We start from the raw sequence: 17497 nt of genomic DNA, 5'->3' as shown, positions 1-17497 counted from the left end.
TGGCGCTCACTGAGCGCCATTTTTAATTTAATTCGTTGCTATTATTCTGTATCTGGCAGGTTACGGCCATAGAATATTTCTTGCATTTCGCGAGTCAGCTTAGAGCGAATTTCGTCTTCTTCTTCGTCCGATAACTCATCAGTAGAAAGGCCGAATAAATAGGTATTTAAGTCGGTTTCTTTTAACATCATTTTGGTGTGGAACAGGTTTTCTTGATACACGTTCACGTCCATCATTTGGTACGCTTCTTTTGTATCTTCTGTCATGAAGTTTTGAATCGAGCTAATAGCATGGTCAATGTAGTGTTTAACACCGTTTATGTCGCGGGTAAAACCACGTACGCGGTAGTCAATTGTTACTACGTCTGACTCAAGGCTATGAATTAAGAAGTTTAACGCTTTAAGTGGCGAAATAATGCCACAGGTAGATACTTCAATATCAGCACGGAATGTACAAATACCATCATCAGGGTGAGCTTCTGGGTATGTGTGTACACAAATGTGGCTTTTATCTAGGTGCGCAACAACTGAATCAGGTAATGGCCCTGGTGCTTCGTCAGCATCGTAATTTTGCTGCTCTTCTACTGGTTCTTCTGAAACCAAAATAGTGACACTTGCGCCTTGCGGTTCATAATCTTGGCGCGCTACATTTAAAATGTTAGCACCAATAATATCAACAACTTCACCTAAAATATCGGTTAGTCTATCTGCACTGTACTGCTCATCGATATATTCAATATATTCTTTACGTTGTTGCTCGGTCTTTGCGTAACAAATATCATAAATACTAAAGCTTAAACTTTTGGTTAAATTGTTAAAGCCATGAAGTTTAAGTTTATCGAAGGGTTTGTTCATAATAAACCAACCTATAATTAGTGGGTTCTGCACCTGCAGAATGAAAAGTTCGCGGATTTTATACGAATTTTCCTCGTGGAAAAAGCGTTATTTTGCTTGATCTTGCACAACTTCGTGGCTATGCGTAATTTCTACTGTTTTATCAAGCATTAATGCAACCGAGCAATACTTTTCAGCAGAGAGTGAAACTGCACGTGCAAGGTGCTTTTCAGACACATTATTGCCTTTAACAACAAAGTGTAAGTTGATTTTGGTAAACACGCGCGGTGCTGTTTCGGCGCGTTCTGCACTGAGTTGCACTTGTACGTCTGAAAAATCTTGTTTAGCTTTTTTTAAAATACTAACCACATCAACTGATGAGCAACAGCCAACTGACATTAAAACCATTTCCATTGGGCTTGGTGCTGCGCTATCGCTGCCGCCATCAAACACAACATTGTGGTTAGAATTAGAACGGCCAATAAACGTATCGCCTTCAACCCATTTTACATTTGCTTGCATTGTTATATCTCAAAAAAATATTTTCTTGATTGTAAGCAACTTAGCCGTAGTTGCAAATGAAAATGCAACGCAGGGCTATAAAATGGCTAAGATTGTTGTGCTAATGCGCTATCAAAGAGGTTTTTCACTAAACCTGCAAATTCATCTATAAAGGCATGCTGTTCAACCGTGACAGGCTGTGAGGTGATGCTGCTGAGGACTTCTTCTAAATCGTAAACTATGCCATCAACTTCACGTACAATTTGACTACGCTGCTCTGTGTTGAGGTCTGTGTGCTGCTCGCAAATAAGCATCACATTTTGTGCAATAACGTCTTCGATTAATTCCATTACTGTTGGAGCGCCTGGTTTTATTTCGCCTGGCTTCTCAAACAATGCTAAATTTTGAGTTAGATACATGATCAAATCATCGTACCCTTGCCTATCTAAAACCATTATGCGAACCACCTAAATATATTTAATTATGCTGATTTAAGCAGAAAGAGTCGATAATTACTAGCCTTGTACGATAGCAATACAAAAAAAGCAGCCGAAGCTGCTTTTATAATAATTAAGTAGTATTACTACTTAATCTATTTTTAAGCCTGGGCTTAGTGTTGCTGGCATCGCTACTTTTTCAAGCTCTACTGAAGCAACTGGGTATGCACAGTAATCAGCTGCGTAATACGCGCTTGCTCTGTGATTGCCCGATGCGCCAATACCACCAAATGGTGCTGCGCTTGATGCGCCAGTAATTGGGCGGTTCCAGTTAACAATACCAGCGCGAATACGACGTAAAAAATGGTCGTAATCTGCTGCACTATCACTTAATAAACCAGCCGATAAACCAAAGGTTGTATCGTTTGCTTTATCAATGGCTTGGTCAAAGTCATCAAAGCGGAATACTTTTAAAAGTGGTCCAAAATGTTCTTCATCTGGGAAATCACTAATATTTGTACACTCAATAATACCTGGTGTTACAAAACCGGTATTGGCTGTGTGCTCAAGCTCTACTAATACTTGAGCGCCAAGTTCAACAAGCTCGTTTTGCGCTTTAACCATGCCTGCAGCTGCAGCTGATGAGATCATAGAGCCCATAAATGGCTGGTCTGCATCATCGTAGTTACCTACTTTAATCGCTTTAGTTGCAGTGATAAGGCGCTCTAAAATTGCATCGCCTTTGCTACCTTTAGGTAAAAACAATTTACGTGCACAGGTACAACGCTGGCCGCTTGAGATAAACGCTGATTGAATAATATCGTGAACAACCGCTTTAGTGTCTTCAACGTCAGTAATAATAAGTGGGTTATTACCACCCATTTCTAGCGCTAAAATTTTACCCGGTTGACCCGCAAACTGTTCATGTAAAATATGACCAGTACGAGAAGAACCCGTAAAGAACAAGCCATCAATCCCTTTGTGAGCAGCAAGGGCTTTACCCGTTTCTACTTCACCTTGAACTAAGTTAATTACACCAGCTGGTAAGCCTGCTTTTTCCCACAGTTTAAGCGTAAGCTCAGCAACCTTAGGAGTAAGCTCAGACGGTTTAAATACCACTGTGTTACCCGCTAAAAGCGCTGGCACAATGTGGCCATTAGGTAAGTGACCCGGAAAGTTATACGGACCAAATACAGCTACAACACCATGTGGTTTATGACGGATCATTGCACGGCCAAGTGGCATTGCGTTTTCTACGTCGCCAGTGCGCTCTAAAAATGCTTTTTCAGAAATGGCAATTTTACCAACCATAGCACCCGCTTCTGTACGCGTTTCCCACAGTGGCTTACCTGTTTCTTGTGCGATAGTAATAGCGAGCTCTTCGCTGTTTTCTTTTAATTGCGCTGCGAATGCTTTAATTATTTCTAAACGCTCAGTAAAGCTTTTATCAGCCCATGCATAAAACGCTTCGCGCGCTGCATTTACTGCGGTGTCTACTTGCGCCGCAGTTGCCGATGAAGCCTGCCAAATAACGTCGTTATTTGCAGGGTTTACTGAATTAAATTCTGTGCCTTGGCCTTGTGACCATTGACCATTTATAAATTGTGCAGGATGAGTCATATACTTTCTCCTAAATTAAATCGTGGTTGCACTAACAATATCGCCAGTTTGCAAATGCAGTGCATCTGCTATTTCTTGCGATAAAATAAGGCTTTTTGCGCGCTCGTCAAATGTCATTGGTGCAACGGTTGCTCTGAAACCTTCAAGCTTTTCGTTAGCTAGTAACACCATGGTGTCGCCAGTCATTTCGCCAATTTCAACGTTAAAGTGATTTGCATTACGAATCGTCGCAATGTTATCTACTTTTGCTTCAACCGTTGGGCCGCCGTCAAAAATATCTACGTAGCCATTAAACGTAAAGCCTTCGCTTTTTAATAACTCGATTGCTGGGCGAGTGTTGTCGTGTACTTTACCTATTACGGCTTGCGCATCTTTACTTAGCAAATTTACGTAAATTGGATATTTAGGCATTAGCTCAGCAATGAAAACCTTTTGACCAATACCTGTTAGGTAATCGGCTGTTGGAAAATCCATTGAGAAAAAGTGCTCTTCAAGCCACTGCCAAAAAGGGCTGCTGCCGTTTTCGTCAGACACACCGCGCATTTCTGCGATTACTGTTTGCGCAAAACGCTCTTGATGCTGCTTTATAAACATAAAACGCGCTTTTGAAAGTAGCTTACCGTTACAATTTTTACGATAGCCATCTTTTAAAAACAATGTGCAAAGCTCTGTAGCACCTGTGTAGTCGTTACATAGCGTTAAAATATCAACCGCTTTGTAGACGTTTAATGTACGCGAAGAGTGAATCACTTTACTTAAGTGATAATGATAAAATGCATCATCAAGCCCTACCGCAGCTTCAATTGCAGACGTACCTACAACATCACCGGTTTCGCTATCTTCAAGAACAAACAGGTAGCCTTCGTCACCAGGTTGTGACGTTTGTTTAGCAAATGAGCTTACTGAATGGTCGATCTTTTTTTGTAATAGCTCTTCATTTAAAGGCAAAGACGTAAAACCATGCCCAGATTCGTGGGCAATTTTCAGTAATGCTGAATAATCATTTTGCTGGATTGGGCGAAGGATCATCATGAGTCCGCTTGCTCCCTTATAAATAACGGTAAATAGGAATTGCAGGGCAAGCAGTGCTTGCCCTTAATTGGTTGGCTTAGGTCGCTTATGCGTTTACTACGCTTGCTACTGCTTTTTCAAAGCGTGCCATACCTTCGCGAATGTCCGCTTCAGGAATTACTAAAGATGGAGTGAAACGTACTACGTCTGCACCGGCAACTAATGACATAAGGCCTTGCTCAGTACCTGCCACTAAAAACTCTTTTGCACGACCTTTGTATTGCTCGTTCACTACTGCACCAATTAATAGACCTTGGCCACGGATTTCGCTAAATACGTTGTATTTTTCGTTAACCGCGCTAAGTAGTTCATTAAATAATGCGGCTTTTTCTTTTACGCCAGCAAGTACTTCTGGAGTATTTACTGTATCAAATGCAGCTTCTGCAACAGCACACGCAAGCGGGTTACCGCCATAAGTAGAACCATGTGTACCTACTTTAAGGTGGTGTGCAATTTCAGTTGTTGTGATCATAGCGCCAATAGGAAAACCGCCGCCAAGTGCTTTAGCTGAAGTTAAAATATCAGGTACTACGTTTAAGCCTTGGTATGCGTATAAATCGCCAGTACGACCAACACCTGTTTGAACTTCATCAAAAATAAGCAGTGCGTTATGTTTAGTACATAAATCGCGAACGCCTTGAGCAAACTCATCAGTTGGCGAAACAATACCGCCTTCACCTTGTAGAGGTTCCATCATTACGGCACATGTTTTATCGCTGATAAGTGCTTCAAAAGCAGCAAGGTCATTGTAATCGCAATGTACAATGTCGCCAGGCTTAGGACCAAAACCATCTGAATATGCAGCTTGGCCGCCAACAGTTACGGTAAAGAATGTACGACCGTGGAAACCTTTGTTAAACGCGATGATTTGTGATTTTTCTGCGCCAAACTTATCAAGTGCAAAGCGACGCGCTAATTTAAGCGCGGCTTCGTTTGCTTCTGCGCCAGAGTTGGCAAAGTAAACTTTTTCAGCAAATGTCGCATCAACCATTTTTTTAGCTAGGCGAAGTGCCGGCTCATTGGTCATTACGTTAGATAGATGCCAGATTTTTTCGCCTTGCTCTTTTAATGCGCCTACTAATGCAGGGTGGCAATGGCCAAGACAGTTAACTGCAATACCACCAGCAAAGTCGATAAACTCTCGACCTTGTTGATCCCATACGCGAGAGCCTTCGCCTCGAACAGGAATTACGCTTGAAGGTGCGTAGTTAGGAACCATTACGTGATCAAATAATTCGCGATTGACTGTCATTTTATTTCCTCTTAATTGTGAGCAACACAAAACATCAAAATAGGTGTTTGGTTAATATTTGTAACCAACTTTATAGGCAAGATCAGTAACCTGATAATTGCGCAAAATTGCTTTGTGGTTCAATTTTCAGACGCACATTATTTCAGAATTACTTATATCTGTCTCGTTAAAAACTTTCATGTATCCCTTGAAAATAAAGGGCTAAAGATATTATTTCATAGATAGTGAATAACTATTTGCATAGCTATTTATGCTTATTTTTAGGCTATTAACCGCATGAGTACAGAGGCGCACACGCTTTAATCGGCAAATATGTAATATAACAATAAGATGAGAATGAATGGTTAGTCGCAAAAAAATTAACAAAAAATTCAGATTTTTAGTCAATCTGAATAGCTAAATTGGTAAAATTACTCGATTGGAGGGTTTTTAGTTCCGTTTTAGTGAGCTTAAAGTGCGAAAACCAGCTTAGAGCTTCATCAGGTTCAATAAGTTGATGTTCTTTTAAATTAAGATATTGAGAATAGCACCGTGCCTTTAGCATTACTTCTGTTAATGGCAGTAATGTATCGCCCTTATCTACCCCATTTACTAGCTGCTGCATTACCCCTTTAAACGGTAAATATTTAAAAGCCATTTTGTCTATTACCTTAGCGCTTACTTCTATCGATTTATTGCTAAGTAGAGTAGTTAAAAATAGCGGGTCGGGCTGAAGCTCTAATAAAGCGGTGTGTAAATCTTTTTGGTTTTCATTTCGGGCTAGCTGTACTTTACGTTGCCATATTTGCTCAAACGTTTTTAAGTACAAGCGCACTAATGCAATTCGCCCTACATCTAAAAGCATACCAAGGGTAAATGCATGAACGTCATTTACATTATTAATTTGTGCAATTTTTTGCGCTGCAATCGCGTTTGCCATGGCACTGTCACGTAAACGACGTTTTAATAACGAAAATGGTTCGGTGCTATGTGGCATCCAATGACGAGCAGCAAATGTAGGAATAACTAGCTGTAAGTTATCAAGGCCAATATAACGAAGGGCGAGCGATGGCTTATCTACTTTTACAGACGTGTTTTTACTACGTTGATTACGATAGTAAGGTAAATTAACGAGCGTTACTAACTCCCTACCCAACCAGCTTATATCATTAACCAATGGCTCTAAACGCCCTACCGACGCTGACTTTACCGCTAATATATCGAGTATATTGGCAATGCCATCTTCAATACCTATGGTGCTATGAATTACGCCATCTATATTCTCGAGCTGCTTATATATAGCTGTTTCAATTGTTTTGTGCAGTTGCTCACTCGCTTGAGCGCGGTACTTATGATGTGCAGTACTGCTTTGCTGGCGTTTATTCTGTGCGGCCACTTCAACCTGCAGCAAGGTACGCTGCTTCATGGGTTCGCCGTAATCTATATCTAATGTATGAATGAAACCAATTTGCTGATGCGCAAAGCTATGCCCAAGCAATAAGTCATGAGCTCGTTGGCTTAGTATTTTGGCAGTACGCTGCTGGGCTACAAGTTCAGTCATGACATCCATTAATAAAGTATAAAATGCTATGTGTATTATAACATTAGAAGCGAGTTAAAAAGTTATCAAGCAGTTCTAAGCCTTGAGCAGTTAAAATAGCTTCGGGGTGAAACTGCACACCTTCGATAGCAAGTTCATTGTGTAACAACCCCATAATTTCGTCAAACTCGCCTTGCTCAGTTTGAGTCCATGCGGTTACTTCAAGCTCTTTAGGCAGAGTTTGCGCTTTAACCACTAAAGAATGATAACGACATACCGTTAACGGATTAGCTAAGCCTTTAAACACCCCTTTATTAGTATGAACTATGGGTGATGTTTTACCGTGCATTACTTTTTTAGCACGAATTACATCTCCACCTAAAGCTTGTGCGATAGTTTGATGCCCCAAGCAAATCCCTAAAATAGGATATTGCCCTTTTAGTTGCTCAACAACATTTAGTGAAATACCCGCTTCGTTAGGGGTGCATGGCCCTGGCGATAACACGATGTGCTGCGGGTTTAACTGTTTTATTTGTGCAATACTTAGCTCATCATTACGTTTTACTAAAACGTCTTGATCTAAACGCTGAAAATATTGCACTAAGTTGTAAGTAAACGAATCGTAGTTGTCGATCATCAACAGCATTACACAACAGACCTTATAAATTATTGACCACTACTTTACACAAGTGGTACTAAGCGCTGCATTCTACCACTATTAATTAACCAACATAAATTAGCAAAAAGCGTTAAAAATTAACTCTTTTAGCTAAAATGCTTAAAAGCCTTTAGCGGGTATTGGTTTACTTAACTTGAACTCTGGTTAAGAGATTTACTAACGTATTGAATCATGATGATATTTAAATTTATTTTCTCTAGCCAGGGATTCCTTGCACCTTGAGCAATAATATCGAACCCTAAGCTTTTTACGATTAGTTAATACACCTACGTAGGCTGTATACCCCAACAATAAATTATTGACCTCTAAAGTACGTGCATTTATTGATCGCACTACTAAATACTTTGGTGAAATGCCTTACTGAGCAAAATAAACAGATTGTTTGCGCTACATCAAATTAGTGGCTCAATGGTTGAATTATATCTATGTAAGCCCCAGTGTATTATATGAAAGGCAGTAATTCACTTATACAACTCACTTACTTGTGAGCTCATTTATATCCTACTAAGGAGCGAATATGTTAGGCGAAGACCACTCATTAACAAATGACTTTCCAGAGTACTTAAAGACCATTGCCGAGTTAAATGAAAGCGATACTGAATTTGCAAAAAAAGCAGATAAGTACGACAAGCTAGATAAAGAGATTAGAGTGTTAGAGCTCAAAGATGCGCCCATAAGCGATCAACAAATGCATCTATTAAAACACGAACGTACAGAACTAAAAGATTGGCTATACGAACGCTTGCAGCAAGAGTAGTAATGCCACTAAAAAGAGCTCACTGATGAGGTGAGCTCTTTAGATCAACAATGGGTATTTTCTCTAAAACTTTACAAAGCCACCCACAGGTTTCATAAATACACTGCTTGGACCTGCAAAGGCTTGTGCAAACTCTTCTGATAATTGAGTAAATACCGTTACTTTATCCATATCAACTACGCTTAAAAATAGTGGGCCACTTTCGCCCCAACCAGCAAGATGCGCTTTAGCAGCATCTTCATCTTGGTAACGCTCGTAAATATGTACATTGCGCTTGTCTTCACTTACTGTCCGCTCATACATTAAAGTGCCCGCTTCACTTTTAGCCAAAGTAACTAATCGTGCCATTACCAGTAAAAACTCATCGTATTTACCTTCTTTAATTTGGCCTTGTACTGTCCAGGTAACATGATTTTTCATTATGCTTTACCTAATTTAAGCTGTGCTAAAATACTGTCTAACGTATCTACTAGTTGTTGATTTTTAGCATTATTAAGTGCATCAACATGAGGAGGCGCGAAGTGTCCTGTATCGTTATCAAAATACAGGCCTGCGGCATCTTTAAATTCATCACTAAGCGCTGCGCGACAAAAAATATCTGCGCCAATTTTTAAATCCCCACCATCTATACCGTAAGCGTCTTTTACCATTTTGCTTCCCAGTAACGATTTAGGGTTTACCGATACAACTAATGGCCCAGTATCTTTAAGCTCAAGCCCTAAATGACGCGACCACATAGTAATAGCCAATTTACTTTGTGCATAAGCCGCACTATCAGAAAGTTCAGTGTTAACCATAAGTGCATTTAAGTTAACGCTTGATTGCGCAGCTGATGACACATTAACCACTCGCGAATCATGACCAAGAACAGGTAATAATAGTTTTGTAAGAAGATATGGCGCAATCGTGTTTACAACAAAGCGAGCATCAAGGCCGTCAATTGTTGTAGCATCAACTAATTGATAAACGCCTGCGTTATTAATAAGTACGTCAAGCTGGTTATTATTTTCGGCCAAATCGGCTAATACATTTTTTGCCAAAGTTTGAACTTGGCTCATATCGCTTAAATCAGCAATATAAGTATGTGTACTTGCATTTGGGTATTGCTCGGTTAAAGCTACTTGTAGCGCATTGAGCTTTGCTTGGCTGCGGCCATGTAATAATACGGTGTGACCTTGTGCTAATAATATCTTTGCAGTTTCTAGCCCAATGCCATCGGTTGCGCCGGTAAGTAAAATTGTTTTGTTCATGTTGATCTCTCCTTACTTTATTTTCGCTATATTAGCACCCCGACTTACTGCTGATAATTAGGCCAATAGTTGAATCAGTTTATAGAATTAATTGATAAAGCTAAGCCTAAGTTAGTTAATATAAAAGCATTCCTTTAAGAGGAAGATGAGTGTTTAAGCTGAATGTTTTTTATGCTTTTATTTGAATTACTCAGCAATCATAACTATTGTTTTTAAATCACCTTAATAGTAGTATTTATCATATAAATACACTTTTCGAGAAATAACATGAAAGTTTTAGTTACTGGCGGCATGGGTTACATAGGTAGCCACACATGTATTGCATTGCATGAAGCAGGTGTTACGCCTGTTATTTATGATAACTTGTCTAATACAAGTGCGCGGGTACTTGACCAACTCGAAAAGATTACGGGTACTCGGTTTGAGTTTATTTTGGGCGACATACAAGACGATCAACAGTTTAAGCTCGCTCTAAAACACACTAAAGCCGAAGCTGTTTTTCACTTTGCGGCTTTAAAAGCCGTTGGCGAATCTACCGAGCAACCGCTGCGTTATTATCAAAATAACGTGTCGGGCACATTAAGCATGCTACAAAACATGCAAGATGAAGGCGTTAACCATATTATATTTAGCTCATCGGCTACAGTATACGGCGAGCCAGACTACCTCCCTATTGACGAAAAGCACCCTATACGCGCAACGAACCCTTATGGTTGGACTAAAGTCATGGTTGAACAAGCCATGCAAGACGTATGTAATGCCAACAGTCAATTTATGGGTATTGCGCTTCGTTACTTTAACCCTGTAGGTGCACACCCAAGTGGTTTATTAGGTGAAAGCCCTAATGGTATTCCTAATAACTTAATGCCCTTTATTGCTCAAACTGCAGTAGGTAAACGTGACGTGGTCAATATTTTTGGTGACGACTACGACACCGAAGATGGCACAGGCGTGCGCGACTATATTCATGTTTTAGATTTAGCGAAAGGTCATGTTGCGGCATTTATGCAGCATAAAACAGATACCGCCTTTCATGCTTACAACCTAGGCACAGGGCAAGGTTATTCTGTGCTTGATATGATCAAAGCATTTAGCGCATCAGCCAATAAAGATATTCCGTATAAGATTGCACCGCGCCGAGCAGGTGATATTGCCTGTAACTACGCCGATGCCACAAAAGCGCAAAACACACTTAACTGGCACGCAGAACTAACACTTAGCGACATGACAAACGACACATGGCGCTGGCAAACTAATTACCCAAGTGGGTTGGAGAGTTAATATGGCTTTATTAGAAAGTACTCACAGACGTAAAAATCCGCTAACGGGTCGTTGGGTATTAGTGTCACCACATCGTAATAACCGTCCATGGTTAGGCGCAACAGAAGCCGTTAATGAAAACGTATTACCAAAACATGATGAAAGCTGCCCACTTTGCCCAAGCAATACCCGTGCAAATGGCGACAGTAACCCTGATTACAAATACACACACGTATTTAGAAATGACTTTGGCGCATTAACACCTAATGCCAGCGAGCAATTACAAAGCTTAGAATCAGACAGCGATTTATTTATTGCCGACGAAGCCAGTGGCGAATGCCGCGTAATTTGTTTTTCTCCAGAGCATAATAAAACACTTCCAGAGCTTGAGCACGATGCATTGCACGAAGTAGTAAAAACCTGGAAACAAAATTACACAGAGCTTGCACAGCAGTACGAATGTGTACAAGTTTTTGAAAATAAAGGCGAGATCATGGGTTGTTCGCAACCTCATCCTCACGGCCAAGTATGGGCTCACTCGCATTTATCAACCGAAATAGAAGCCGAAGATACCCAGCAGCTTGCTTATTATAAAAAGCATGGCACAGCTATGCTTGCCGATTACGCACAAAAAGAGCAAGCGGATCAAACACGTGTTGTATTTGAAAACGAACATTGGCTTGTTGTGGTGCCATTTTGGGCAGCGTGGCCGTTTGAAACAATGCTAGTAACTAAAGATAATATTCAAAACTTTAGCCAGTTAAACGATGCGCAAACAGACGCTTTAGCACAGGCACTTAAAGTATTAACCACTAAGTACGACAACGTATTTAATTGCAGCTTCCCGTATTCTATGGGGTGGCACAATGCACCCGCTAACAGAGGCTCTGATGAGCAACATTGGCGCTTACATGCACATTTTTATCCGCCGCTACTTCGCTCTGCTACTGTTAAAAAACACATGGTAGGCTACGAAATGCTAGGCGAAAGCCAACGCGATTTAAGCGCAGAAACCGCTGCTTCTATTTTAAAAGCAGCCAGTACAACACACTATAAAGATACAGCAGGACACACAGATGAAGCTTAACGAATTCCAACAACAATTTTTGTCACTGTATGGCGCGCCTGCTCAAGGTATTGCAGCAGCACCGGGGCGTGTAAACCTCATTGGCGAATTTACCGACTACAACGACGGTTTTGTTTTACCGTGTTCGTTAGAGTTTCGTACCCAAGTAATGTTTAAAGAGCGCGACGACAATATTATTACTGTGCATTCTTTAAATTACCCAGGCGAAAAAGACAGCTTTAGCGTTGATGAAGAAATCACTGAAGGCCAGTCGCAATGGGGTAATTACATTCGTGCTGTGACTTATGTTCTTAAAAGAGCGGGCTACACACTGCGTGGCGCCGACCTACTTATTGACAGTAACTTACCGCAAGGTAGTGGCTTGTCGTCATCGGCCGCACTAGAAGTTGCTGTAGGCGGTATGTTTAACCATATTGCACAGCTTGGTTTACCGCCAGAGCAAATTGCGCTATTTGGCCAAGAAGCCGAAAACGACTTTATGCATTGCCAATGCGGCATTATGGATCAGCTTATTTCAGCTAAAGGCGAGAACGGTCATGCACTATTAATCGACTGTGAAAACCTCGCAACTAAATCAGTTAAAGTTCCTGATGATTTAAATATTGTTATTGTTAATTCAAACTACCCGCGTAAGTTGGTTGATAGCGAATACAACCAGCGCCGTATTGACTGCGAACTAGCTGCTGTAAAAATGGGTGTAGAAACACTTCGCCAAGCCACCATGGCTGGCCTGCAAGCAGTAAAAGCGACATTAAGCGAAAACGAATATAAACGTGCACACCACGTAATTAGCGAAAACGACCGTGTAATTGCAGCAACTACTGCACTACAAAATAACGATATGGATGCACTTCGCACGCTAATGGCAGCATCGCATCAATCACTTAAACACGACTTTGAAGTAACCGTACCTGCAACCGATGGCTTAGTAGAAATTTGTAAAGAAGCGATGGGCGAGCGTGGCGCAGTTCGTATGACAGGGGGTGGTTTTGGTGGCGCAATTGTATGTTTATGTCGTGATGCGGAAGTACCACTAATTAAAGCAGCGGTAGAAAAGCATTACTTTGAACGCTTTAATTTAAATGCTGATATTTACGTATGTTCAGCGGGTTCAGGATTACAAATTACGTCTTTTTAAATAAACTTAAGGAATAAGCATGGCAAAGGTTAATTGGGGAATTATTGGGTGTGGCAATATAGCTCACACCTTTGCTACAAGCATTGCGCATTGCAGTGATGCACAGCTTACTGGCGCGGCATCAACGAGTATACAGCGCGCTAAAGAATTTGCCACACCGTACAATATTCAAGGCTATGAAAGCTATCAAGCTCTTATGCAATGCCCAAATATAGATGCTATTTATATTGCCAATACCCACGATCAACACTTTAAAACGATAGCCCAATGCTTAAAACACAATAAGCACGTGCTAAGCGAAAAACCAATCACCGTTAATGCTAAGCAGTTGCAAAGTCTCACTGAGCTTGCCAAGCAACAAAACTGCTTTTTAATGGAAGGCGTTTGGATGCGGTTTTTACCAGCCATAGTAAAATTACAACAGCTCCTAAGTGAAGGTGTTATTGGTAATGTGCACAGTGTTAATGCCAACTTTAGTTTACCTGGCAGCTTTGCCGACACTCACCGATTAATGAACCCTGTAACAGCGGGTGGCGCCCTGCTCGATTTAGGTATTTATCCTATTTCGATTGCTGATGTGGTATTTAATAAAGCACCTGAACACATCAACTCCTTTGTACATAAAAGCACAACCGGCGTTGATGAGCGAAGCACTGCTATAGTTGATTACGGTAACGGGCAATTTGCATCTCTTGCCAGCGCACTGCAGCAAAATGGCCCAACAGAAGCATGTATTAATGGTGAGCTTGGCTATATTCGAATACCTCAGTTTGTAGGTGCACAAACGCTAGAGCTACACATAAAAGACCAAGACCCTCAGTACTTTGAATACAACTTTAGTGACGATGAAAACTTTAAGTTTGAAATTGCACATGTAACGCAGTGTATATTACAAAAACAAACCCAAAGCAGCGTGTTGCCCCTCAGTACTAGCTTACGAGTTATGAACATAATGGATACCTTGCGAGCACAGTGGCTGCTGCAATATAGCAATGTCGTCGAGTCGGCTGAACTGACAAATTAAAAAATAAAAATACACAACAAGGACACACAATGACACACACACTCAAGGCGCTTTCAAAAGCCATATTACTTGCAACGTGCAGTTTATCTGCCAGTGTAGCTGTTGCTGAATCTAATAAACCAGAGCAGCTATACCCGCCAATCACTAGCGAAGTACTGCCAGAGCTTGCAGCTAAAGGTAGCTACAATGTAGGTGTGCAAACACTTGATTTAGTTAACCCTGCGCAATTTGACCCCGCTACACAAGGTCAAAAAGATCGTCCTTTAAAAGTAGAGGTGTGGTATCCGGCTGCAAATACAGCAAAAGCGCCACTTAGCAGCTACACAGATGAAACTCGCTCAGGTAAAGAGTTTACTTTGCAAGCCGATGCAATGCGTGATGTCGCCATTAATAATAAAGAGCACTACCCTGTGATAGTGCTTTCGCACGGTTATACCGGTTACCGTACAATTATGTACTACCTTGGCGAGCATTTAGCGTCGCACGGTTACATTGTGGTAGCTATTGACCATACTGACTCAACCAATGCCGATGTTGATTTTGAAAACGCACCGTTTTCTGGCTTTTTTAGCACGCTTATAAATCGCTCACGCGATCAGCAGTTTGTAATTAATTACTTTAATGAGCAAAACAACTTTGCCAGCAAGCAGGTAGATAACAAAAGCGCAGGTGTAATTGGTTACTCAATGGGTGGCTATGGCGCGGTAAATACGATAGGTGGTTGTTACGCTTTTAATGAGCAAACTACGGCTATGTTTACGGGTATGAAAGACCCAGCTCAAATTAAAAAAGTACAGCAATTACTAAACAGCTGCGCTGGTGGACAATACCAAAACCCAAAAATAGACCCTCGTATAAAAGCGATGGTGGCCTTTGCACCATGGGGCGGACAGCACGCTATATTTGATGCCAAAGCAATGGAAAATATTAAAGTACCTTCGCTTTATGTAGCCGGTAACTTAGATGACATTTCAGGCTATGAAGGCATTAAAAGTCTTTATGAACAAACAGGCAGCAAAGATAAGTACATGCTTACTTACAAAAATGCACGCCATAATATAGCACCACACCCAGCCCCTGCTATTGCACAAAGCAGCAGTGAGCTAGATATAGGCCATTACTATGAGCCTTCGTGGTCTATGCGCACACTAAACGAGACCAACAAACACTTTGTACTTGCCATGATGGATTGCCACGTAAAAGGCATAGCCAGCGAGTGTAAATACTTAGATTTACCACAAAACGGCGACCAAGCTGTTGTTGATGGTAAGCCGCCGCCACAGTGGCGCGGGTTTGATAATCGCTTTTCTACCGGTATGGATTGGCAACAAGCTAAACCTCACACCAAGTAATAATAAGCTTTAAGCGGTTGTTTTAATCAATAGCCGCATACGCCCTTAAAATAATGCAAAAATAAAACGCCTTTTATATAAAAGAGTTACCAGCAAATATTGGCGTGTTTATTTTTTAATCTGCTATTTTAAGAAAAAACCATTGCCATTAACTTCGGTTAAAGGCAATCTAGTCATACATAAGATAAGATAAATAACACAAATATCATGTCCAAATACATACTCTCAATTGATCAAGGAACCACAAGCTCTCGGGCCATCTTGTTTACAAAAGATGCAGACGTTTTTGGTACAGCACAACAAGAATTTTCGCAGCATTTTCCACAAAATGGTTGGGTAGAACACGACCCTAACGATATTTGGCAAACAGTGCTTAGCACTAGTCGCGAAGTGTTAACTAAAAACGATGTAAAGCCTGAAGAAATTATTGCCATTGGTATCACCAATCAGCGCGAAACCACTTTGGTGTGGGACAAAAAAACAGGCAAAACAATTTATAACGCTATTGTATGGCAAGACCGTCGCACCAGTGACTATTGCGAAAGCCTAACAACTGATGAGCTTTGCCAAACGATAAGCGATAAAACAGGCTTATTGCTCGACCCTTATTTTTCGGCCACTAAAATTCGTTGGATTTTAGATAACGTTGAAGGCGCACGCGAACAGGCCCTTGCAGGTGAGCTCGCCTTCGGTACGGTTGACACTTACCTACTTTGGCAGCTAACAGGCGGCAAAGAGCACCGCACAGATGCAACCAATGCATCGCGCACCATGTTATTTAATATTCATACCCAGCAGTGGGATCAAGAGCTTTTAGAGTTATTCGATATTCCAGAATCTATGCTGCCAGAAGTAATGGATTCTGCTGACGAGTTTGGTTCAACCAGCGCTGATATTTTTGGCGCGCCAATTCGTGTTTGTGGTATTGCAGGCGATCAACAAGCTGCGCTTGTAGGACACGCATGTTTTGAACAAGGCATGGCTAAAAGTACTTACGGTACTGGCTGTTTTTTAATGCTTAACACTGGCGAAAAAGCACTGACCTCAGAAAACCGCTTATTGACCACTGTTGCCTACAGATTAAACGGCAAGCCAACTTACGCCATTGAAGGCAGTATATTTATGGCTGGCGCAACTATGCAGTGGATTGTTGAAGGCTTAAAGCTACTTAGCCATGCTGGCGAAAGTGAGTCGATGGTTAAAGATGTACCGCTCGATCATGGTGTATTTTTAGTGCCTTCGTTTACGGGTTTAGGCGCTCCTTACTGGGACCCTAATGCGCGTGGCGCTATTTTAGGGCTAACACGCGACTCTGGTATTAGCACTATTGTTGCGGCTGCTTTGCAATCAGTTGGTTACCAGACCAAAGATTTACAAAAAGCGATGGAGCGTGATGGCCTTCGCCCAAGTGTGCTTCGTGTAGATGGCGGTATGGTAAAAAATAATTGGGTTATGACCTTTTTATCAAACATTTTAGGTGCAACAGTTGAGCGACCAACAGTGACCGAAACCACTTCTTTAGGGGTCGCTTATTTAGCGGGCTTGCAAGCAGGTGTGTACGAGTCGACTGAACAGTTATCTAAAATGTGGACATGCGACCGTCGCTTTGAGCCCACCATGAGTGCCGACGAGCGTAACGATCTATACGCAAAATGGCAGCACTGCGTAGCCCAAGTCTGCTTAACGAATAAAAACTGCCCGCAGTAAATACTAAGTG

17 protein-coding genes are annotated in these 17497 nt (G+C 41.3%); 7 read left to right on the top strand and 10 right to left on the bottom strand.

What is annotated here, in order from left to right:
• Nucleotides 1–41 precede the first annotated feature (41 nt).
• The 8 genes from speD to GQR53_RS10755 form a co-directional block, all read right to left on the bottom strand.
• Complete coding sequence (gene speD, locus GQR53_RS10790; RefSeq protein ID WP_024597058.1) at nt 42–854, bottom strand: adenosylmethionine decarboxylase; 813 nt, start codon at nt 852–854, stop codon at nt 42–44.
• A gap of 87 nt (nt 855–941) precedes the next feature.
• Entirely contained in the window at nt 942–1355 is a 414-nt protein-coding gene (locus GQR53_RS10785) for an OsmC family protein (RefSeq protein WP_002958863.1), read from the bottom strand.
• Nucleotides 1356–1441: 86 nt separating this feature from the next.
• Entirely contained in the window at nt 1442–1789 is a 348-nt protein-coding gene (locus tag GQR53_RS10780) for a DUF3802 family protein (protein ID WP_002958862.1), read from the bottom strand.
• Nucleotides 1790–1921: 132 nt separating this feature from the next.
• Nucleotides 1922–3391 (bottom strand): succinylglutamate-semialdehyde dehydrogenase, encoded by a 1470-nt coding sequence (gene astD / locus GQR53_RS10775; protein WP_024603338.1) that lies wholly within the window; start codon nt 3389–3391, stop codon nt 1922–1924.
• Nucleotides 3392–3406: 15 nt separating this feature from the next.
• Complete coding sequence (astA, locus tag GQR53_RS10770; RefSeq protein WP_165743930.1) at nt 3407–4423, bottom strand: arginine N-succinyltransferase; 1017 nt, start codon at nt 4421–4423, stop codon at nt 3407–3409.
• An 85-nt stretch (nt 4424–4508) separates the two neighbouring features.
• Complete coding sequence (locus GQR53_RS10765; RefSeq protein WP_165743929.1) at nt 4509–5714, bottom strand: aspartate aminotransferase family protein; 1206 nt, start codon at nt 5712–5714, stop codon at nt 4509–4511.
• Between the two features lie 379 nt (nt 5715–6093).
• Complete coding sequence (locus tag GQR53_RS10760; RefSeq protein ID WP_165743928.1) at nt 6094–7254, bottom strand: HDOD domain-containing protein; 1161 nt, start codon at nt 7252–7254, stop codon at nt 6094–6096.
• A gap of 43 nt (nt 7255–7297) precedes the next feature.
• The gene (locus tag GQR53_RS10755) at nt 7298–7879 is read right to left on the bottom strand and encodes an aminodeoxychorismate/anthranilate synthase component II (protein ID WP_024596662.1); all 582 of its coding nucleotides are present in this window, start codon (nt 7877–7879) and stop codon (nt 7298–7300) included.
• 550 nt (nt 7880–8429) lie between these two features.
• Between GQR53_RS10755 and GQR53_RS10750 the strand changes: the two genes are divergently transcribed.
• On the top strand, nt 8430–8669 hold the full coding sequence (locus tag GQR53_RS10750; RefSeq protein ID WP_165743927.1) for a YdcH family protein: 240 nt from the start codon (nt 8430–8432) through the stop codon (nt 8667–8669).
• Between the two features lie 63 nt (nt 8670–8732).
• Here the strand turns inward: GQR53_RS10750 and GQR53_RS10745 are convergent, their stop codons facing one another.
• Both GQR53_RS10745 and GQR53_RS10740 read right to left on the bottom strand, forming a co-directional pair.
• Entirely contained in the window at nt 8733–9089 is a 357-nt protein-coding gene (locus GQR53_RS10745; RefSeq protein ID WP_165743926.1) for an antibiotic biosynthesis monooxygenase, read from the bottom strand.
• On the bottom strand, nt 9089–9919 hold the full coding sequence (locus GQR53_RS10740; RefSeq protein WP_165743925.1) for an SDR family NAD(P)-dependent oxidoreductase: 831 nt from the start codon (nt 9917–9919) through the stop codon (nt 9089–9091). Before GQR53_RS10740 ends, GQR53_RS10745 begins: the two co-directional genes overlap by 1 nt.
• Nucleotides 9920–10186: 267 nt before the next feature.
• On the opposite strand from GQR53_RS10740, the gene galE reads away from it, so the two are divergent.
• The 6 genes from galE (at nt 10187) to glpK (ending at nt 17487) form a co-directional block, all read left to right on the top strand.
• Nucleotides 10187–11200 carry a UDP-glucose 4-epimerase GalE gene (gene galE, locus GQR53_RS10735; protein ID WP_165743924.1) on the top strand — a complete coding sequence of 338 codons (1014 nt, stop codon included), beginning with the start codon at nt 10187–10189 and terminating at the stop codon, nt 11198–11200.
• Nucleotide 11201: 1 nt separating this feature from the next.
• On the top strand, nt 11202–12266 hold the full coding sequence (locus tag GQR53_RS10730; protein WP_165743923.1) for a UDP-glucose--hexose-1-phosphate uridylyltransferase: 1065 nt from the start codon (nt 11202–11204) through the stop codon (nt 12264–12266).
• Nucleotides 12256–13404 (top strand): galactokinase, encoded by a 1149-nt coding sequence (galK, locus tag GQR53_RS10725; protein WP_165743922.1) that lies wholly within the window; start codon nt 12256–12258, stop codon nt 13402–13404. Before GQR53_RS10730 ends, galK begins: the two co-directional genes overlap by 11 nt.
• A 19-nt stretch (nt 13405–13423) precedes the next feature.
• Nucleotides 13424–14428 (top strand): Gfo/Idh/MocA family oxidoreductase, encoded by a 1005-nt coding sequence (locus tag GQR53_RS10720; protein ID WP_165743921.1) that lies wholly within the window; start codon nt 13424–13426, stop codon nt 14426–14428.
• A gap of 29 nt (nt 14429–14457) precedes the next feature.
• Complete coding sequence (locus tag GQR53_RS10715; RefSeq protein WP_165743920.1) at nt 14458–15780, top strand: dienelactone hydrolase family protein; 1323 nt, start codon at nt 14458–14460, stop codon at nt 15778–15780.
• Between the two features lie 207 nt (nt 15781–15987).
• Nucleotides 15988–17487, top strand: a complete 1500-nt coding sequence (gene glpK, locus GQR53_RS10710) for a glycerol kinase GlpK (protein WP_165743919.1) — start codon at nt 15988–15990, stop codon at nt 17485–17487.
• Nucleotides 17488–17497 lie beyond the last annotated feature (10 nt).

It is taken from the genome of Pseudoalteromonas sp. Z9A6, from assembly GCF_011378805.1.
In the GTDB taxonomy this organism is placed as follows: domain Bacteria; phylum Pseudomonadota; class Gammaproteobacteria; order Enterobacterales; family Alteromonadaceae; genus Pseudoalteromonas; species Pseudoalteromonas distincta.
Note: the sequence above shows the minus strand (reverse complement) of the source record. Positions and strands in the feature narration are given on the sequence as shown.